Consider the following 18,728-nt stretch of genomic DNA (forward strand, 5'->3'; position numbering starts at 1 on the left):
CGTCTCCTTCTGCCGCCCGTTACCAGGATCAGGCATGGCGACGCCGATCCGCGCGCCCTTCCCGGCGGCTCATCCGTCCCGGCCACCACAGGACTCGATCGTCGCCAGTTCCTTCGCGTACCAGGCGGCCTGGTCGGGGTCGGGCCGGTCGAGCACGTCGAACACCTCGTCCAGGTTCGCCCGGTCGGTCAGGACCGGCTCGACCGATTCGTCGGCCGACCACCGGGGCGTGCCGCTGGTGAACAGCAACCAGGCGGTGACGTGGTCGACGGCGGCGACGAGCGGCCGGTCGTGCTCCGGCGGCAGCGGCTCCCGGTAACACCCGTCCGGCGTCGGGACCAGGTTCAGCGCGAGCGTGTACCGCACCAGGTCCGCGTCGTGCTCCGGGCCCCACTGGAAGCGCACCCGGCCCGGCCCGCCGGCTTCGCTGATCGTGCCGGGCATCCGCACCCCGTAGGGCGCCCAGCCCCGCTCCAGTTCGGACACCGCGACCCCGACCTCGGCCAACGCGTCCACGTGCTCGGGGCGCAGGCAGATGCGCACGTCGCCGTCGAAACATCGCGTGTCGTCGGGGCGGGGGCGGGCGGTCGCGCTGCGCGTCGCGTCGGGAAGAAGCAGTGCGGTGACGGAGGCGACCACGACGGGAACCGTGACCGCGAGCGCGACCGACCGGGCGGTGTGCGCGGCCTGGTGGACGGCGGCCAGCACGCCGGCGAGCAGGCCGACCGCGACGACGGCGGAGGCCACCGCGGCCGGGCGGTACCAGGTCTCGTCGCCGGCGCAGCAGCCGGCGAACTGCCCGTTGAGCTGGGTGACCACCGGGAGGCCGAGCCAGCCCGGGAGCAGCAGCCACACCACCCAGATACCCACGAGCGCGAAGGTAGCGGGACCCCCCGACAGAATCAGGCCGAGCCAGGCCGCGAGCACGACCTGCGCGATCAGCGCGACGACACTCACCGCGAGCAGGCCCACCGCGATCCCGGCCCCGTGGTACAGCGCGACGCCGCCGACGGCCGCCAGCTGGGCGACGACCGCGAACGCGAGCAGCGGCCAGATCGCGCCGAGCAGGGCCGTGACCGGCCGCCGGACGGCCGCCCCGCCGCTGGAGAGCGCCGACCCGCGCAGCGCGGCCGCGATCCCGATCAGGACCGAGAGGTACACCGGCTTCGCGGTCTCCGCGGTGAGCGAGACCGCGTAGTCCGAGTCCTCCGGCGCGAGGACGTAGACCACCAGGAACACCACATAGACCGGCAGGACCACGGCGAGCACCCTGAGCTGCGCGCTCCGGACCGGCGCCGGTCCGTCGGCGACGCGCGTGCCCGACATGTAGTTGTGCCCTCCCCGGTCGGCGGAGGACCGAGGTTAGCTGGCCACCGCACCCGCGCGTTGCGCCGCCTCGTAGGCCACTTCCATGCCCTGGTGCTTGGCGGTCGCGATGGCCGCGGCGAGCTGGGCCGCGGTCAGGCTGACGACCTGGTCGGGGTCCTGCTGCCACTGCGCGCGGCTGGTGTCGATGAGCGCGCCGCCGATGCCGGCGTCGAGCCCGCCGGCGTTCATGCTCAGCTGGTGCTCGGAGATCTCCTCGCGGATCGCGTAGAGAATCTCCTGGTTCGGCGTGTTCACGGCCCCTCCTTCGCCCGGTACTGACGGCTGGGGCATTCCCCGCCGGACCCCGCTCGACACCGAACCCCCTCGACAGTGAAACTACGAAATCGTATAGTCCGATCTCGTGACTTGGTCGCCGCTCCTCGCGCTGCAGCGCGCCACCCACGCCACCCTCCAGGTCCTCGCGGCCGAACTCGTCGATCTGGACCTGACCGCCTCCGAGATCAACGCACTCGCGAACCTCGCCGACGGGCGCCCGCGCACGGTCTCGGAGCTCGGCGCCGACGTCGGCTCCCGCCCCACCACCCTGACCAGCGTCCTCGACCGTCTGGAACGGCGCGGCCACATCACCCGCGGGGTCCGCCCCGGTGACCGCCGCGTCGTGCTGATCGAACTCACCCCTTCCGGGCGGGCCACGGCCGCTGTCGTCACCGACGCGATCCGCGACCTCGAACAACGCGCGCTCGGTGCGCTGCCACCCGACGAACTCGCCGGCCTGCGGGCCGGACTCGACGCACTCACGGAGGTTTCCCGATGAGTTTCGACGCCCTGCTGGACGACGTGATGACCGACGCCGAGCGCTTCGGCCATCGCGAACACCTGCACCTGACCTGGCTGGCCGTCCGCAGGTACGGCGTGCCCGGGGCCACCGAGCTGATCAGCGACGGGATCCGGCGCGTCGGCGGGGCGAGGTACCACGCGACCGTCACCCGGGCCTGGGTGGAGCTGGTCGGCTCCGACTTCGACACGTTCCTGCGCGGCCACCCCGCGCTGCTCGACCAGGATCTGCTGCTCCGCTACTACTCGCCGGAAGCGCTGGCCACGGGCCGCGACCGCTGGGTCGCGCCGGACAAGGCGCCGCTGCCGTGAAGGCCGTCCTGTTCTCACGGTTCGGTGGCCCGCTCTCCGTCGCCGACGTGCCCGACCCGTCGCCCGCGCCGCACGGCGTCGTCGTCGCGGTCGACGCGACCGGGGTGTGCCGCAGCGACTGGCACGGCTGGCAGGGGCACGACGACGACATCACGCTCCCGCACGTACCGGGGCACGAACTGGCCGGCACGGTGGTCGCGGTCGGCGCTTCGGTGCGGCGCTGGCGAGTCGGCGACGTGGTCACGACGCCGTTCGTCACCGCGTGCGGCTCCTGCGAGGAGTGCGCCACCGGCAACCAGCAGGTGTGCCGCGAGCAGACCCAGCCGGGCTTCACCGGGTGGGGCTCGTTCGCGGAGTTCGTCGCGCTGGACCACGCCGACGTCAACCTGGTGCGTGTCACCGGTTCCCCGGTGCACGCGGCCGCACTCGGCTGCCGGGTCGCGACCGCGTTCCGCGCGGTCACCGACGTCGCGCGGGTGCGCGCCGGCGAGTTCGTCGCCGTGCACGGCTGCGGTGGCGTCGGCCTGTCGGCCGTCGCGATCGCGGTGGCCGCGGGTGCCCGGGTGGTCGCCACTGATCCCTCCGCGGACGCCCGGCAGCTCGCGTCGTCGTTCGGCGCCGCGCACGTGCTGGATCCCTCGTCGGCCGACGAGATCCTCGAGCTGACCGGCGGCGGCGCCCACGTGTCGCTGGACGCGGTGGGCCACCCGGCGGCGTGCGAGGCCTCGATCCGGTGCCTTCGCCGGCGCGGACGGCACGTGCAGGTGGGTTTGTTGCCGCCGGTCGCCGGGCGCGCGGTCGTGCCGATGGAGCGGGTGATCGCGTACGAGCTCCAGGTGCTGGGCAGCCACGGCATGGCCGCCCACGACTACCCACGGCTGTTCCGGCTGGGGCTCCCGCTCGACCGCCTGGTGACGAGGGAGCTCCCGCTGACCGCCGGGCCGTCCGCCCTGGCCGAGGTGGCCGCCGCCGCCACGCCCGGCATCACGGTGCTCCGACCGTGACTCAGTTGCGCCTGCCCAGACCGGGCAGGCCGCCGCGGTAGGCCCGTACGGAGACCTCGCTCTCCAGATCAGGGTCGTAGTTCGGCGTCAGGTCGGCCAGCTCCCGCGGACGGCTCCCGCGAGCGACGCGGTCGGTGGGAGGTGTGGAGAGACGCCGGGGTGTCCGGCCCACGCGCTGCCGCGTCCGACCGAAGGCACGCGCGCAGTCGCGGCACACCGTCACATCGTCGGGCGGTAACGCGCCGCCGGTCGCCGACGTCGGAATGGTGAAGCCACACATGGTCTGCGTGGGAATCTCGATACTCACTCGGTGCGCCGTGCTCGCCCCGCGTGAGGTCCCACTGCGCCAGGAGGGATTCCAGACCGCCCAATCGGGCGTCCAGGGCACCGGACAACTCCCGTTCGCTGCGACCGCAGGCTCGTCGATGAGGTCGCGACCGTCGTGGATGGCGCTTCGCCTCGCCCGGCCCAACGCGGCCGCACAGTTGCCGCAGCTGGACATTCCGAACGGATGGTGATCGTCCAGGGCAGCGGCGCTCGGAACCTCCAGCCCGCACAGGGTCCGCACGGACTTCTTCCTACTCATTCGGTGGGCCGTACCTGCGCCGCTCAGGCCACGGGTCCGCTTCGACGCTCCCCAGCTCACCCAGGCCGGATCCCAACGCTCCGCACCCGGGCTGGACCGGTGCTCGACGTCCGATCGGGAGGGGGATGCGATCTCCGGCGTCATCGGCGGCCGAGGGTCCGAGTTGAGGCCCCTCGTGGTCGCGCTGGGTCATCCCTCGCGCAGGTGGTCGACCACCAGTTCCGGGGTGGTGGGGTCGTCGGAGGGCCAGCCGGGGAAGTCGAAGACCGCGATCATGTGCTGCATCGGGTAGTCGGGCGGGTCCGGGCACTCCCGGACGGGCTCGCCGTCGACGAGGAACGTCGCTCGGGTGGGGGTCCAGTCGACGGCGTAGGTGTGGAACTCGGAGACGTCGATCGGGAGGCGGGGGGCGGCGAAGTCCTCGCGGGTGTGCGGGTCGCGGAACGCGTGCAGCCCCATGCCGACCTCGGCCGAGACGCCGGGCTCGACCGCCTTGCCGAACACCTCGGCGACGCAGATCTCGGCGCAGTGCGCGGGGTCGTCCTCGAAACCCACCATCCACCACGCCGCCATCGAGCGGGGGGTGAGCACCATCCGGGCCCGCATCTCCAGGTAGCCGTGGTGCGGCAAACTTCCCCGGAACAGCGGCTGCGCCTCGCGGACGCGGAGCCCGGGGCGGTAGGGCTGCTGGCCGACGGTGCTCCCGGCCGGTCCGGAGAAGTTGCCCGACTGCACCGCGGACACCCGGAGCGGGGGCTCGTGGTCGCCGTCGCACCACACTGCCTGCTCCGGCGGCACGGACAGCCGCAGACACGAGTCACGCACCTCGTACGTGGCGCGGGTGGCCGCTCGGGAGCTCCAGGCCGGCAGGTAGTGCGGCAGCCAGGTGCCGGTGTCGAGCGTGGTGCCGTCGAACTCGTCAGACACCGGAGGCCTCCCGGAGAGTCCGCAGGTGGTGCTCGGCCTGCGGGTCTCCGGCGTCGACCGCCCGCTGGTACCAGCGTTCGGCCTCGGCGCGTTCGCCGCGCTCCGAGTGGAGCACCGCGAGGTTGTTCATCGCGCCCGAGAACCCGGCGCGGGCCGCTCGGCGCAGCCACCTCTCGCCGGCCCGCTCGTCGCCCGCGGCCAGCGCGAGCTGGGCCAGCGACCCCATCGCGTACGCGTTGTCGTGCCGGGCCGCCTGCTCCAGCCAGTGGAGGCCCTCCGGGTCGCGCTCGTCGTGGAGGAGCAGGCCGAGCAGGTACATCGACTCGGCGTGCCCGGCCTCGGCGGCCCGCCGCCACCACGGCCGGGCGTCGCCGGGACGACCGGCGTCGTCGAGCAGGGCACCGAGCCCGCACCAGGCGTCCGGGGTGGCGGACGCGTCGGCGCGGGCCTCGGCCGCGGTGACGACCGCGTCGGCCTGCTCGGTGTCGCCCCGGTCGCGGTACAGGCGGCGCAGCGCGAGCGCCGCGGTCAGGTCACCGGCCTCGGCGGCCGCGCGCAGCCCGGGCTCGGCCCGCGCCCGGAGCTCGGTCGCCTTCGCGAGCTGCCCCCGCCTGGTGTGCACGGCGGCGAGGTTCAGCGCCGCCTCGGGCACGCCGGCGTCGGCGGCCCGACGCAGCCACTGGAGGCCTTCGATGGTCTTCCCGGCGCGGATCCGCTGCTTGCCGAGCTCGTTGCAGGCGGGGCCGTGACCGGCCACGGCGGCCTGCTCGAACAGCGACACCGACGGCAGCTCGTGCCCGAGCAGATCGAGCCGCCGCCCCTCCCGGTACAGCTCGTCCGGACTCCGACGCCGCCAGCGAAACATGCGCCAAGTATGCCGTCGGCTACTCGAGGCCGGGGTAGGACGCGTGTACGTCGCCGCCGAAGAGCTGCCAGTAGAACGCGTTCATCGTCGCGGCGGCGGGCGCGCGCCGGGCGAGGATCGAGGCGACGACCGGAGGCAGGTCGCCGGGAAGGTGCCCGGCCGCGCACCGCCGCACGGTGACCGTCCAGATGGAGCAGTTCGCGGTCGCGCAGGAACGCCGCGGTTTCGATCAACTGCCGCTCGACGACCTCCGCCTTCCCGACCGGGTCCTCGCGGAGCCATTCGGACAACGCCATCGGGAGGTGCTCGAAGAACAGGACGAGGCTCCACGAGGCGTCCGCGAGGGCCTCCAGACGAGTGCGCGCGGCCGGCGAGCCGCCGAGGCGGGCCACCGCCGCGTCCACGTCCGCGAACTCCGGCGCCACCGGCGCGCGGCCCGGCAGGACCCGCCAGCCGTGGAGCACCGGGAAGGCGCGGGTCCGGCCGGTGCGGACCGCGTCGGTGACGACCTGGTTCGCCGCCAGCTCGCGCCACGCACCGAACCCGGGGCTGCCGATGCCGTACTGGCAGAACGTCGGGAGGCCGAACAGGTTCCCGGTGTCGCCGGGGCGCGCCCGCTCCCGGTCGGTCAACGGGATCCGTTTGGCGAACACCCGGACGCCGTCGAGCCGGAGCGTCGTCGAGGAGAGCGACGAGTTCCGCATCGCTGTACCCGATCTCCACGGAGCCGAGCATGGTAAGACGCTTCGCCGCCGCTGTCCACCCGAGCCCGACCGCCGTTCAGGGGCACCGGCCGACGCACACTGTCCCGGGGGAACACGTGGGGAAACGGAGGGGGATCCCGTGCTGGGGGAACGGTGTGCGGAGACGGTGCTGATCGGACGGGACCGGGAGCTGGGGGCGCTCCGGTCGCTGCTGGAGCGCACGGCGGCCGGTCGGCTGACGCTGGCGGTCGTGGAGGGCGCGCCGGGCGCCGGCAAGACACGGCTGCTGCAGGAGTTCGTCCGGATCGCGCGGCGGCGTGGGGCGTCGACCGCGCGGGAGACCGACTGGATCGACGGCAGCGGCATGTGGCGGATCGTCGCGTCCGGACGCGGCGACGGGCCGTCCGGACCGGGGGTGGGGACCGGGCCGCGGCTGCTCACCTGTGAGCATCCGCAGTGGATCCACCCGCGGGTCTGGCCCGAGCTGGAGGCGATCGCGCGTACGGTCCCGCTCCTGGTGGTGCTGACGCGACGCACCGGGGCGAGCGGGCCCGAGCTCGCCGACCCGCACCGGCTGGTGCTCGGGCCGCTGTCGGGGCCGGCGGTGAGCGCGTTGCTCGGGACGCTCGTCGGCGCGGTTCCGGACGCCGAGTTGCGTTCGCTCGCGGAGGTGGCCGGCGGCAACCCGCAGGCGCTCGAGGACCTGGTGACCGGCCTCCGCGAGGAAGCTCTGCTGGGGCTGCCCGCCCCGGCCCGGCTGCCCGCCAGGACCCGCGCACGGCTCGACGCGACGCTCGCGGGTCTGTCGCCGACGGCACGGCACCTGGTGCAGGTGGCGTCGACCCTCGGAGTGCGGTTCGACGTGCGCGAGCTGGCCGGTCGGCTGCACCGCAGCGCCGCGTCGCTGGTGCCTGCCGTGCACGAGGCGATCACGTCGGGGCTGGTGGTGGGCGTCGAGGACGCGCTGCGGTTCCGGCACGAACTGGTGCGGGCGGCGGCCGAGGAGTCGCTGCCCCGCCCGGTGCGCCGCGCCCTCCGGGACGAACGCGCACCGGCTCGCCGGGCCGACCCGGCGACGGGTCGAGGCTGGGACGGACTGAGCGAACCCGAGCGGCGGGTCGCGGCGCTCGCGGGCTGCGGGCTGACGAATCAGCAGATCGCGCGGCGGATCGAGCGGTCCCCGCACACCGTGAACTTCCACCTGCGCCAGGTCTTCCGGAAGCTCGGCGTCGCCTCGCGGACCGAACTCGCCCACACCTACGCCGCCAGCGCGCTCAGCACCTGATCGGTGGTCGGCGTCACCGCGCAGCGGCGGGCGGCGTACCACAGCGCCCATCGGTGTTCCTCGGCGCTGAAGTCGGCGACGGCGTCGGCCACGAGGAACGGCTGGACGTCGTACGCGTAGGCGTCGGCCGCGGTGAGCAGGCAACCGATGTGGGCGAACACGCCGCAGACGATCAGCTGGTCACGCCCGGCGGCGGCCAGGTCGGCCGCGAGCGTCGTCCGGTGGAACGCACTGTAGCGGTGCTTGATCAGCACCGCGTCGCCCGGCGCGGGCGCCACGGTCGGCTCGATCGCGCGGTCCCCGGCGTCGTCGGCCATGCCTGCGCCCCACACGTCGTGCAGCAGCCCGCGGTCGGTGCGGGACATGCGGCCGGGCTGGGCGCTGTGCACGACCGGTATCCCGCGGGCGGCCGCGGCGTCCTTGAGCCGCCGGACGTTCGCCAGCAGCTCGACCGTCGGCGAGCGGCCGGGTGGGAGGAACCCGAGGAAGTAGCCCTGCATGTCGTGCACGAGCAGCACCGCTCGCGCCGGGTCGGGCCGCCAGCCGGCCGGGCCGGCGCTCAGCTCGGCCGCGGTCGGCATCGGGTACGGATCGATCGCCGGGATCGGCACGGGACCTCCTAGGCGCGGAGCGCGGCTCCGCCGTCGACGTACAGGTCGTGCATCGTGATGTGGCGGGCCCGGTCGGAGGCGAGAAAGACCACCGCGTCGGCGACGTCCGACGCCTCCGCGAGCCGTCCGAGCGGAATGCCGACGCGGTGCCGGTCCGGCGCGCCGCGCAGCGTGGCCTCGCGGTCGGCCGGGCCGGTCCACATGTCACGCAGCATCGGTGTGTCGGTCGAGCCCGGGGCCACCACGTTGCACCGGATCCCGAACTCGGCGAGCTCGAGCCCGAGGCAGCGCGTGAAGTGGGCCGCAGCCGCTTTGGAGGCCGCGTAGGCCGCCATCCCGCTGCGGGGCACGCCGGCGGCGTTGGAGGCGACGGTGACGATCGCGCCGCGGCGGCGGGGCACCATCCGCCGGGCGACGGCCCGGCTGACCCGGAACACTCCCCCGGCGTTGACGTCGAACACCCGGGCCCACTCGTCGTCGCCCAGGTCCACCGCCGGGCCGGTCGCGAGCACGCCGGCCACGTTCACCAGCACGTCGATCGCCCCGACCCGCGCCTCGATCCGGTCCACCGCCCGGTCGACGGCGGCGGGGTCCCGGACGTCGAGGGTCACCGCCGCCGGGGCCTGCAGGTCGGCCGGTACGACCCGGCACCCTTCGGCGGTCAACGCGGTCACCACCGCCGCCCCGATCCCGCCCGCGGCCCCGGTGACCAGCGCCACCGTGCCCTCCAGCCCGGTGCTCACCGGTCACCCCCGGCGGCCAGCCGCTGGTCCCGGGCGCGCTGCTCCGGACCGTCCGGGAGGTGGTTGTCGATGCCCGCACGCCGCACCGCCTCGGCCAGGGCGGTCGCGCGAGGAGTGCGCTCCGCGTCGTAGCGGGCCAGCGCGGCGTCGATCGACGGTGCCGCCGCCAGGCACGAGGCCAGCGCGTCGGCGTCGAGCAGCGCCTGGGACGCGCCCTGGGCCAGGTAGGGCAGCATCGGGTGGGCGGCGTCCCCGACCAGCGCCACCCGTCCCGCGACCCGGCGGGGCAGCGGCGCCCGGTCGCACAGCTCGTGCCGCACCGGCGCCCGGCCCCGGGCCAGCAGTTCCCGGACGTCGGCGTGCCAGGCGTCGAACGAGGACCCGACGGCCACGACGTTGAGCACGCCGGGCGCGATCGGGTAGCTGACGCAGTGCTGACCGGGCCCCAGCCAGACGCGGACCCGCGGCGGATCGGGCCACGGGGCCCGCACCAGCACGCGCCGGGCGAACACGCCGGACGTCCGTACCTCGTCCGCCGCCACCGCCCGACGCACCACCGACCGCAACCCGTCGGCCCCGACGACCAGGTCGGCCGGGACGCTGCGGCCACTCGACAGGTGGACCGCGTCGGACACCCCCACGCAGCGCGCGCGGCGCACCGGGACACCGGCTCCCAGCGCGCGATGCAGATCCGCGCGGCGCATCGCGGCGTACGGTGCCTCGAGCGGCGTCCGGGCGATCAGCGCGCCGGAGTCCCAGCGGCGCAGCTCCCGGAACGCCGGCCGCACCGCGAACGACAGGTCGACGCCCCACCGCTCCAGCAGCCGCACCGCGGCCGGCCCGAGCTGGAGGCCGTACCCGGACGGCGGGGAGCCCTGCTCCAGCACGACGCACGGCACGCCGAGCGCGCGGGCCGTGGCCAGCCCGGCGATTCCTCCACCCACCACGACGATCCTCATCAGTAGTACCGCAGGGCGGTGTCCCAGTCCTCGCCCGGACCGAACAGCGACCGTGGTTTCAGCACGTCCGACCACGCGGTCAGCCGGGCGACCGGCACCAGGCCGCCCGGCGGGACCGCGGTCACCCGGACGTCGCCGATCGCGGCGGTCAGGTCCGCGCAGGCGGCCGCCCGGTACCGGTCGGCGACCTCGATCTGCAGTTCCAGCCGCTCCCCGGTCCGCGCGCGCCAGAACAGCACGCCGTACTCGGCCGGCAGCGAGAACACGTGGTCGTCCAGCTCGGCTTCGGTCAGTGCGCCGGAACGACCGAGCACCCGGACGTCGGGCAGCCACCAGCCGCACGCGCAGTCGCGGTAGGACACCTCGACCTCGTCCTCGATCGCGTAGCGCAGCAACGGCATCGCCTCCCGGTAGAGCGGCGTGACGACGAGCCGACCCCGCCCGGCCGGGGTGATCTCCCCGGTGACCGGGTCGTGGACCTCGCACACCACCCGGTCGGCCCACAGGTGCAGCCGTCCTTCCGGGCAGGCCCCGGCCAGGCTCCCGGCTTCGGTCGCGCCGTACTCCTCGACGACCGGCACCCCCCACAGCTCCTCGATCCGGGCCCGGCGGGCCCGGCCGAGCCGGTCACCGCCGACGAACAACGCACGCAGCGCGGGGAAATCGTGGGCCGGCGAGTACCCGGCCAGCCGCGCGGCCGCCGCCCAGAGCAGCGTCTCGGTCGCCAGCGACCAGGTGACCGTCACGTCGAGGTCGTGCAGCACCCGCACCAGCCGGGCGTAGGGCATCGCCAGCGACCGGTTGTCGGCCGGCACCACGGTCGCGCCGGCGCGGCGGGCGGCCGCGTGCGCCAGGTGCCCGGTGATCATCAGCGCGTACGGCGTCCGCACCAGGAACGTGTCGTCGGCGCGGAGGCCCACGTGCTTGCGCGCGTAGCGGCTCGCGAGGTCGTCCCAGTCGGCGTCGGTGTAGTACGACGCGGTGGGCGAACCGGTGCTGCCGCTGGACTCGTGATAGGTCGCCAGTGCGGCGCGCTCGACCGCCAGCAGGCCGAACGGGTAGGCGTCGCGGAGGTCGGCTTTGGTCGTGAGCGGCGCGTCGGCGAGCGTCGGCGGCACGCCCCGGGCGGCGTAGAACGGCGACTTCGACGCGGACGTGAGCACCGCGTCCAGCCGCGGGCGCTGGAGCCGGGCCAGCTCCTCGAACGAGGACCAGTCCCCGAGTGCGGGCAGGGTCATGACTCCCCCAGTAAGCGGCGGGCGTTGGTGTCGGTGACCGCGCGGTAGGTCGGGCGGTCGAGGTCGAGGGCCGCGAGTTTGACCAGCTCGACGCGGGGATCCTGGAGCGGGTACTCGGTACCGAACAGCACCCGGCCGGGCCCGAGGCGGGCCAGCGCCAGGCGCGCGACGGCGGTGAACGCGCCGGAGAGTTCGGCGGCGACGTTCGGGTGCGGCGCGAGGACCGCGAGGCCGCGCGCGTCGAGGCCGGTGGAGCCGCAGTGGCCGAACACGAAGTCGACGCGCGGGAAGGCGCGGGCCAGTGCGGCCAGGTCCGCCGCCCGGGTACCGGGGCGGCCCAGGCACACCGTGTAGACGGGGTGCCGGTGGGTCGCGGCCGTCGCCACCAGGTCGCGCACGCGCGGGTCGTCGTAGCGGAAGCCGTGGACCGCCGGGGAGATCTCCAGGCCGCGGTACCGGTCCGCCGCCGTCGCGTAGGCCTCGGCGTCGGCGAACGGGTCGGCGAAGAAGAACGGCAGCAGCGCGCCGCCACTGCCCCGCGCGGCGGCCAGCACCGCGGTGTTGTCCGCCGCCGGCCCCGGCTCGGCCCGGTCGGCGGTGATCCGCTCGGAGAGCTCGTCCAGCGTGACGAGGCCACCCGCGCAGACCGCGGCGCGGGCGATGCCGGCCGCGCCCATCGCGTCGCGCAGCCCTGCGTCGAGCCGGGCGTGGAAGTCGATCACTGCTCGTGACACAGTTCGTCGATCGGGTACCCCACGTGCCGGGCCCGCTCGGGCAGGTGGCCCAGCAGCGAGTCCCCCGGCCGCAGCGCGGTGGAGTTCAGCACCCGCGCCCCCGGCCCCAGCAGCCGCACGTGCCAGTCGTCCTGCACGATCAGGTTCACCGGTTCACCCGACCCGGCCACCGCGGAGATCGAGAGCAGCGGCCGCGTCTCGATCTTCACCCGCCCCACCGTCACCGGCCGGGTCCGGCCGTCGGCGCCCACCGCGAGCACGGTGCTGCCCGCACGCACCTCGCTCAGGTACCGGGTCCGGGCGTCGTCGGCCAGCGTGTACGACATGATCGCGCCGGCGTTCACCCGGAACGGCCGGGTCGGCATGTACGGCAGCGGATGCGTCTCGCTCACGCACAGCACCAGCGCCCTGGCTCGCGACCCGACCAGGATCCCCTCGTCCTGCGCCAGGTAGGTGCACGTGTCGACGCAGGCCCGCTCGCCCGTCCCGGCGTGCGCGACGCCGGTCACGGTCAGCGTCTCCAGCGGCAGGGCCGGGGTGCGGCGCCGCAGCGCCGCGGCCAGCCGGGTGCAGTCCCCCGGCCGCGCCGCGGCCAGCATCACCGCCCCCGGACCGTGTTCGAGCACCCCGGCGTGCACCGCCGCCTCGTCCACGTCGTCCACCACGGTGACGACCAGCCCGTCGGCGTCGGCCGCCGCGGCCAGCACGATCTCCAGCGGGATGTTCGTGGGATCGGTGAACCGCAGCACCGTGCACGGGTCGCGGCGCGCGCTCGCGCAGGCCTCGGCCAGGCTGTCGGCGTCGTCGACCGTGAGACACCGCGCGACGAGGTCGGCGACCCCGGTCCCGGCCGGGAGCTCGGGCCCCTTCGGGGCCAGCACCCGTTTCACCGTCGGCGGCACCGCCGCCAGGTCGTCCGCCCCGTCGGCCACGATCGCGTCGAAACCGCAGTGCAGTGCTTCTTCGCGGACGACGTCGGTCAGGTCGCCGAGCCCGCGGGTGTCGAGCCAGAGCCCGGTCATCGCGCCACCGCCGCCGGCCGCCCGTGCACCAGCGCGGAGAGCCGCCGCACCCGCTCGCCGGGATCGTCGGCGGTGAACACGAACCGCCCGGCCGCCACCCCGCCCGCCCCGCCGTGCACCGCGCTCAGCAACTGCTCGAACGTCTCCTCCGGGTCGGCCGACGCCCCACCGGCCGCGATCACCGGGATCGGGCAGGCCGCGGTGATCGCGGTGACCTCGCCCGACGACGACGGCAGCGCGGTCTTCACCAGGTCCGCGCCGAGCTCGGCCGCGATCGTCACGGCGTGCGCGACGACGTCCGGGGCGTGCGGATCGGGCACCGCCGGGCCGCGGGCGTAGACCATCGCCAGCAACGGAAGACCCCAGCGGTCGCAGGCGTCGGCGACCGCGGCCAGGTCGGCGATCTGGCGCTCCTCGGTGGCCGAGCCCACGTTCACGTGGACGCTCACCCCGTGGGCGCCGAGACGCAGGGCCTCCTCGACCCCGCAGACCAGGTACTTGGCGTCCGGATCGCCGGCCAGGCCGGTGCTGGCCGACAGGTGCACCAGCAGCGACAGCTCGCGGAACCGGTGCGGCCGCAGCCGGCGCACCGCGCCCTTGTGCAGGACGACGGCGTCCGCACCGGCGTCGGCGATCGTGCCGACCAGCCGATCCAGATGTCCACTGTGCGCGGCCGGACCCACGCTGATCGGATGGTCCAGCGGCACGATCAGCAACCGGCCGGAATCGCGGCGGTAGAGGTGCTGGAGCCGAACGCTCCGGGCGAAATTGATCACGCCGCCGACGCTAGGCAATTCGACGCGCGGCGCCCACTACTGATCCGGGTAGCACTACTCGATCGAGTAGTTGCGGCTCGGCCACCGCATTCGGCACAACAGAGGAATGGAGGAAGAGAACACCGCGTTCGCCGTCATCAGCCGAAGTGATCGGGTGGAGGTGCTGACCGGTGCGGTGAGCGTCGTACCCCGGATCGCCGACCTGCCGCTGCCGGCACCGGGCGAGCCCGGCGTCCTCGCGATCGTGCCGTACCGGCAGATCACCGAGCGCGGGCTGGACGCCGTCGACGACCGCGAGCCGCTGGTGGCGATGACCGTCGCGACCGCCACGACGGTGCCGCTCGATTCCCTGCCCACGAGTGCGGGAACGCCGCTGACCGGCGGTTTCGACCTCTCCGACGACGAGTACGCGGCGGCGGTGCGGCGCGTGGTCACCGACGCCATCGGGCAGGGCACCGGCTCGAACTTCGTGCTGCGGCGCTCGTTCCGGGCCGAGGTGCCGGGATGGTCGCGGCGGGTCGCGCTCGGTGTCTTCCGGCGGCTGGCCGAGCAGGAGCGCGGCGCCTACTGGACGTTCCTCGTGCACTGGAACGGACGGACGTTGATCGGCGCCACCCCCGAGCGGCAGGTGCGCTATGCCGGTGGAATCGCGACGATGAGCCCGATCAGCGGCACCTACCGGCATCCGGAGAACGGACCCGACGACCGCGGACTCCTCGCTTTTCTCGACGACCGGAAAGAGACCGAGGAATTGTTCATGGTCGTCGACGAGGAATTGAAGATGATGGCGCGGATCTGTGACCGGCCACCCCGGCTGCGGGGACCGTGGCTGCGTCCGATGTCGAAGGTCACGCACACCGAGTACGCGGTCGAGGGCCCGGCGTCGCGGGATCCGCGTGACGTACTGGCACGGACGCTCCCGGCGCCGACGGTGACCGGGAGTCCGCTGGCGGCGGCGTGCTCGGTGGTCGCGGAGCACGAGCGGGGCGGCCGCGGCTACTACGGTGGTGCGCTGGCGTGGTTCGGGTGGCGGGACGGGCGGCGCGTGCTGGACTCGGCGCTGCTCATCCGCACCGCCGACGTGCGTGCGGACGGCACGCTGACGCTGGGCGTCGGCTCGACGCTCGTCCGCCGCTCCGACCCGGCCGCCGAGGCCGCCGAGACCCGGGCCAAGGCCGAGGCCCTCCTGGCCGCGTTCGCACCGGCCGGCGTCGGCCCCGCACCGCTGCCTCCGGTCGCCGCGGGCGTGCCGGCCGCGCTGCGGCGTCGCAACCGGGGGCTCTCGCGGTACTGGCGCGGCGCCCGGCGCAGCCCGCCCCCGGAGCCGCCCGCGCGACGGATGGTGCTCGTCGACGCGGGCGACGACTTCACCGCGATGCTCGCCGCGATCGCCGGCTCGCTCGGCGTCGACGTGGCCGTCCGCCCGGCCGGCGCACCGGACGACGCCCTCACCGCGGGGCTCGCGCCGGACGACCCGGTGCTGATCGGACCGGGCCCGGGCGACCCCCGCGACCTGACCGTGCCGCGCATCGCCCGCCTGCACACGATCACCCGCGCGGCGCTGACCGACCGGCGCCCCGTCCTCGCCGTCTGCCTGGGTCACCAGGTGCTCTGCCACACGCTCGGCCTGCCGATCCGGCGTCTGCCGGTGCCGGCGCAGGGCCTGCGTCGTCGTGTCGACTGGTGGGGCGACCCGGAGTGGCTGGGCTTCTACCACACGTTCGCCGCCGTCCACGGCAGCGACCGGTGGCGCTGCCCGGCGACCGGCGCCCCGGTCCGCCTCCTGCGCGACGCCCGGACCGGCGCCGTCCACGCGCTGGCCGCACCGCGGGTGCGATCGGTCCAGTTCCACGTCGAATCGGTGCTCACCGAACACGGACCGGCGATCCTGCGGCGGCTGCTGCGCGCGGTCACCGCCGAGGCGGCCCTCGCGCGGTGCCCGCAAACGGTGGCTAGCGGGAACCGTGGCAGCCGGTAACCTTTCCCGCGTGCCCGCGCCAGGCCCTCCCCCGCCGGTCGGCCGCGCCCGTGAACTCGACGTGCTGCGACGCGCCCTCCGCGACACCGCCGACGGCGCCGGCGGCTGCGCCGTCCTGACCGGACCGGCCGGGATCGGCAAGTCCCGGCTGCTCCAGGCCACCGTCGACGCGGCTCTCCGGATGCCGCTGCCGGTCGCGTTCCGGCGCGCGTTCGAACTCGACCGGGCCGTCGGGCTGATGACGCTCGGCTCGACGCTCCGCGGGTGCGTACCGCCCACCGACGCGTTCGCCTGGCTGGCGGGCGGGGCCGGCCGGTCGTTCGGCACGGTGGAGCGGCTCGGCGCGACCCTGGAGGCGCTGGCCGCCCGGCGCCCGCTGCTCGTCGTGATCGACGACGCCCACTGGACGGACGAGTTCAGCGCGGCCGCCCTCCGCCAGCTGATCCCGGCGCTGGCCTCGTCGCCGGTGCGGTGGCTGTTCGCCCGCCGCCCCGAACCGCTCGACACCCCCGGGCGGCGGCTGCTCGACTGGCTGGTCCAGGACGGCGCGGTCGAGCTGGCGCTGGGCCGGCTGGCCGACGAGGCGGTCGGCGAGCTCTGCGCCCAGGTGCTCGGGGCCGCGGTCGACGACACCGTGCTGGCCCTGGCCCGCGGTCTCGACGGCATCCCGCTGCAGATCACCCAACTCATGTCGTCGCTGCGGGTCACCGACCAGCTCGTGGTCGCCGACGGGGTCGCTTCGGTCGTGGGCACCGACCTGCCGTCGAGCTTCGTCGCGATGATCCGGCAGGTCCTCGACCAGCTGCCCGAGCCGACCCGCCGGCTGGTCCGGGCCGCCTCGGTGTTCGACCGGCCGGTCGGCGTCGACGAACTGGGCCGCCTGCTCGACCGGCGGCCGGCCGACCTGATCGGTCTGGTCGAGCAGGCCACCGCGGCCAGCGTGCTGACCGAGGAGGGCCGCGACCTCACGTTCGTCCACGACCAGGTGCGCCGAGCGGTCTACCACACGCTCAGCCCGTCGATCGCCGCCGTTCTCCACCAGGAGGCGGCCGCGATCGCCCGCGCCGACGGGCGCCGGCCGATGGAGATCGCCCGCCACCTCGTCGCCGGGGGCGCCGGCGGTCGCCGGGACACCGTCGACCTGTTGCGTGCCGCCGCCCGGGACGTCGCCGACGTCGCCCCGAGCACCGCCGCGGACTTCGTCCGGCACGCCCTGGAGACGCTCGGCGAACACGACCCCGGCCGCGATCCGCTGGTCGCGGAGGCGGTCGGCTACCTCGCCGCGGCCGGGCGGCTGACCGAGGCCCAGCAGCTGGGGCGCACCGTGCTGCGTGCCGGGCTCGACCGGGGCACCGAGGCCCTGCTGCTGCTCGGGCTGGCCGAGGCGTGCAAACACGCGGGCCGGAACGAGACCGCTGTCGACTACGCCGACCAGGGCCTGGAACACGTGTCCGGCACCGATCCGGTGGCCGCCCGGCTCCACGCGATCCGGGCCCACGCGCTCGTCTACGCCGGGCCGCTCGCCGAAGCCGACCGCGCGGGTGAGCGCGCCGACACGATCGGGGAAGCGACCGGCAACCCGGGCGCGTCGGTGTTCGGTCGCACCGCGCGCAGCCTCGTCGCGCTGACCACCGGCGACCTGGTGGCCGCGCACCGGCACGCGGCCGGAGCCGTCGAGCTCGCCGACGCCGCCGGTGGGGAGGCGCTCCAGCGGCACCCCCGGATCTGGCTGGCCGGCGCGCTGACCGCGCTCGACCGGTTCGCCGAGGCCGGGCGGGTGCTCGAGCGGGGCCGGGCGGAGTCCGAACGGCTGGGCACCGGCTGGTCGGCGCCGCTCTGGCACTACTACACCGCCGGGCTGCTCGCCGCCCGCGGCCAGCTCGACGAGGCGCTGGCCGAGGCCGACGCCGGGGTGGCGGTCGCCGAGCAGCTGGGCTCCCACCAGCTCGCGGTGCCGCTGCTCGCGACGCTGACCCGGCTGGCCGTCGACCGCGACGAACCGGCCGCCGCCGAGGACTACCTGGGCCGCATGCACCGGCTCGTCCGCACCGGCATCACCGCCGCGCCCGAGGACGTCGACTGGGCCGAAGGCGTGCTCGTCGACGCCACCGCCGGACCGGCCGCCGCGATGCCGACGCTGGCCCCGCTCTACGACGTGCTGCCCGAGCGGCCGATGCTGGTCGCCCACGACCCCGGCACCGCGGCCACCCTGGTGCGGATCGCGCTGGCCGCCGACGACCCCGGCCGCGCCCGGACCGCCGCCGACGCCACCCGCGAGCTCGCCCGCCGCCATCCGGAGCTGCCCGCCCCGGCCGGGGCAGCGGCCCACGCCGACGGGCTGCGGCGCCGCGACCTGACGGCGCTGCGTGCCGCGATCGAGCACTTCCGGCGGACGCCGCGCCGCCTCGCGCTCGCCGCCGCGCTGGAGGACGCCGCCGCACTCGCCGACGAACCCCACGTCGCCCGGGGCTGGCGGCGCGAGGCGTTGACGCTCGCGGTCGCCTGCGGAGCCCAGCGGGCCCGCCGGCGTCTCGAGCAACTCCTCGGCGTGGCCTCGGAGTCCGGGCTCGGCCGGCTCTCCCCGGCCGAGCGCCGGGTCGCGCTGCTCGTCGCCGACGGGCTGACCAACCACCAGGTCGCCCAGCAGCTGCACCTGTCCCGGCACACCGTCGACAGCCACCTGCGCAAGATCTTCGCCAAGTGGGACATCCAGAGCCGGGTCGCGCTGGCGATGATGGTGGCCACCGAGAATCACGGAAAGACGTGATGGCGTCCGGACGGTCGCCCACCCCAGCATGACTCCCACACGGGGGATTCACGG

General features: G+C 75.1%; 19 protein-coding genes. 6 read left to right on the plus strand and 13 right to left on the minus strand.

Features of this window, described 5'->3' with window-relative positions; genetic code table 11:
* Nucleotides 1-69: 69 nt before the first annotated feature.
* On the minus strand, nt 70-1,326 hold the full coding sequence (locus CRYAR_RS28665; protein WP_035856465.1) for a DUF7224 domain-containing protein: 1,257 nt from the start codon (nt 1,324-1,326) through the stop codon (nt 70-72).
* A 36-nt stretch (nt 1,327-1,362) separates the two neighbouring features.
* On the minus strand, nt 1,363-1,623 hold the full coding sequence (locus CRYAR_RS28670; protein WP_035856466.1) for a hypothetical protein: 261 nt from the start codon (nt 1,621-1,623) through the stop codon (nt 1,363-1,365).
* Nucleotides 1,624-1,729: 106 nt separating this feature from the next.
* Between CRYAR_RS28670 and CRYAR_RS28675 the strand changes: the two genes are divergently transcribed.
* From CRYAR_RS28675 to CRYAR_RS28685, 3 genes are read left to right on the plus strand one after another with little or no spacing between them, the layout of a single operon-like run.
* Nucleotides 1,730-2,143, plus strand: a complete 414-nt coding sequence (locus CRYAR_RS28675; RefSeq protein ID WP_035856467.1) for a MarR family winged helix-turn-helix transcriptional regulator — start codon at nt 1,730-1,732, stop codon at nt 2,141-2,143.
* On the plus strand, nt 2,140-2,475 hold the full coding sequence (locus tag CRYAR_RS28680; RefSeq protein WP_035856468.1) for a hypothetical protein: 336 nt from the start codon (nt 2,140-2,142) through the stop codon (nt 2,473-2,475). The genes CRYAR_RS28675 and CRYAR_RS28680 overlap by 4 nt, the downstream gene beginning before the upstream one ends.
* Complete coding sequence (locus CRYAR_RS28685) at nt 2,472-3,479, plus strand: zinc-binding dehydrogenase (protein WP_035856469.1); 1,008 nt, start codon at nt 2,472-2,474, stop codon at nt 3,477-3,479. Before CRYAR_RS28680 ends, CRYAR_RS28685 begins: the two co-directional genes overlap by 4 nt.
* A 1-nt stretch (nt 3,480) precedes the next feature.
* Here CRYAR_RS28685 and CRYAR_RS28690 read toward each other — a convergent pair whose 3' ends face one another.
* The 4 genes from CRYAR_RS28690 to CRYAR_RS49185 all read right to left on the minus strand — a co-directional run bounded on the left by CRYAR_RS28690 (nt 3,481) and on the right by CRYAR_RS49185 (nt 6,032).
* Complete coding sequence (locus CRYAR_RS28690) at nt 3,481-3,786, minus strand: hypothetical protein (protein ID WP_157018141.1); 306 nt, start codon at nt 3,784-3,786, stop codon at nt 3,481-3,483.
* Nucleotides 3,787-4,254: 468 nt separating this feature from the next.
* Complete coding sequence (locus CRYAR_RS28695; RefSeq protein WP_035856471.1) at nt 4,255-4,992, minus strand: glycoside hydrolase family 16 protein; 738 nt, start codon at nt 4,990-4,992, stop codon at nt 4,255-4,257.
* Nucleotides 4,985-5,857: a tetratricopeptide repeat protein gene (locus CRYAR_RS43790; protein ID WP_051571068.1), complete on the minus strand. Its 873-nt coding sequence runs from the start codon at nt 5,855-5,857 to the stop codon at nt 4,985-4,987. The genes CRYAR_RS28695 and CRYAR_RS43790 overlap by 8 nt, the downstream gene beginning before the upstream one ends.
* A gap of 19 nt (nt 5,858-5,876) precedes the next feature.
* The gene (locus tag CRYAR_RS49185; RefSeq protein WP_211247688.1) at nt 5,877-6,032 is read right to left on the minus strand and encodes a hypothetical protein; all 156 of its coding nucleotides are present in this window, start codon (nt 6,030-6,032) and stop codon (nt 5,877-5,879) included.
* Nucleotides 6,033-6,727: 695 nt separating this feature from the next.
* Between CRYAR_RS49185 and CRYAR_RS49190 the strand changes: the two genes are divergently transcribed.
* Nucleotides 6,728-7,846, plus strand: coding sequence for a helix-turn-helix transcriptional regulator (locus tag CRYAR_RS49190; RefSeq protein WP_211247689.1), 1,119 nt, complete (start codon nt 6,728-6,730; stop codon nt 7,844-7,846).
* Here CRYAR_RS49190 and CRYAR_RS28715 read toward each other — a convergent pair.
* Genes CRYAR_RS28715 through CRYAR_RS28745 form a run of 7 tightly spaced genes read right to left on the minus strand, consistent with a single transcriptional unit; the run spans nt 7,819 to nt 13,929 of the window.
* Nucleotides 7,819-8,457 (minus strand): isochorismatase family protein, encoded by a 639-nt coding sequence (locus tag CRYAR_RS28715; RefSeq protein WP_035856473.1) that lies wholly within the window; start codon nt 8,455-8,457, stop codon nt 7,819-7,821. The two genes, CRYAR_RS49190 and CRYAR_RS28715, sit on opposite strands and share 28 nt — an antisense overlap.
* Before the next feature lie 8 nt (nt 8,458-8,465).
* On the minus strand, nt 8,466-9,200 hold the full coding sequence (locus tag CRYAR_RS28720; RefSeq protein ID WP_035856474.1) for a 2,3-dihydro-2,3-dihydroxybenzoate dehydrogenase: 735 nt from the start codon (nt 9,198-9,200) through the stop codon (nt 8,466-8,468).
* Nucleotides 9,197-10,159, minus strand: coding sequence for an FAD-dependent monooxygenase (locus CRYAR_RS28725; protein WP_051571070.1), 963 nt, complete (start codon nt 10,157-10,159; stop codon nt 9,197-9,199). Before CRYAR_RS28725 ends, CRYAR_RS28720 begins: the two co-directional genes overlap by 4 nt.
* Complete coding sequence (locus CRYAR_RS28730; RefSeq protein WP_035856475.1) at nt 10,159-11,397, minus strand: phenylacetate--CoA ligase family protein; 1,239 nt, start codon at nt 11,395-11,397, stop codon at nt 10,159-10,161. The genes CRYAR_RS28725 and CRYAR_RS28730 overlap by 1 nt, the downstream gene beginning before the upstream one ends.
* Nucleotides 11,394-12,131, minus strand: coding sequence for an amidohydrolase family protein (locus CRYAR_RS28735; RefSeq protein ID WP_035856476.1), 738 nt, complete (start codon nt 12,129-12,131; stop codon nt 11,394-11,396). Before CRYAR_RS28735 ends, CRYAR_RS28730 begins: the two co-directional genes overlap by 4 nt.
* On the minus strand, nt 12,116-13,153 hold the full coding sequence (locus CRYAR_RS28740; protein WP_035856477.1) for a 3-dehydroquinate synthase II family protein: 1,038 nt from the start codon (nt 13,151-13,153) through the stop codon (nt 12,116-12,118). Before CRYAR_RS28740 ends, CRYAR_RS28735 begins: the two co-directional genes overlap by 16 nt.
* Nucleotides 13,150-13,929, minus strand: a complete 780-nt coding sequence (locus CRYAR_RS28745; protein WP_211247690.1) for a 2-amino-3,7-dideoxy-D-threo-hept-6-ulosonate synthase — start codon at nt 13,927-13,929, stop codon at nt 13,150-13,152. The genes CRYAR_RS28740 and CRYAR_RS28745 overlap by 4 nt, the downstream gene beginning before the upstream one ends.
* 106 nt (nt 13,930-14,035) lie before the next feature.
* On the opposite strand from CRYAR_RS28745, the gene CRYAR_RS28750 reads away from it, so the two are divergent.
* Entirely contained in the window at nt 14,036-15,907 is a 1,872-nt protein-coding gene (locus CRYAR_RS28750) for an anthranilate synthase family protein (RefSeq protein WP_063725778.1), read from the plus strand.
* Nucleotides 15,908-15,917: 10 nt separating this feature from the next.
* Nucleotides 15,918-18,674, plus strand: coding sequence for an ATP-binding protein (locus CRYAR_RS28755; RefSeq protein ID WP_035856479.1), 2,757 nt, complete (start codon nt 15,918-15,920; stop codon nt 18,672-18,674).
* Nucleotides 18,675-18,728: the final 54 nt, after the last annotated feature.

This window comes from Cryptosporangium arvum DSM 44712 (assembly GCF_000585375.1).
Taxonomy (GTDB): Bacteria; Actinomycetota; Actinomycetes; order Mycobacteriales; family Cryptosporangiaceae; genus Cryptosporangium; species Cryptosporangium arvum.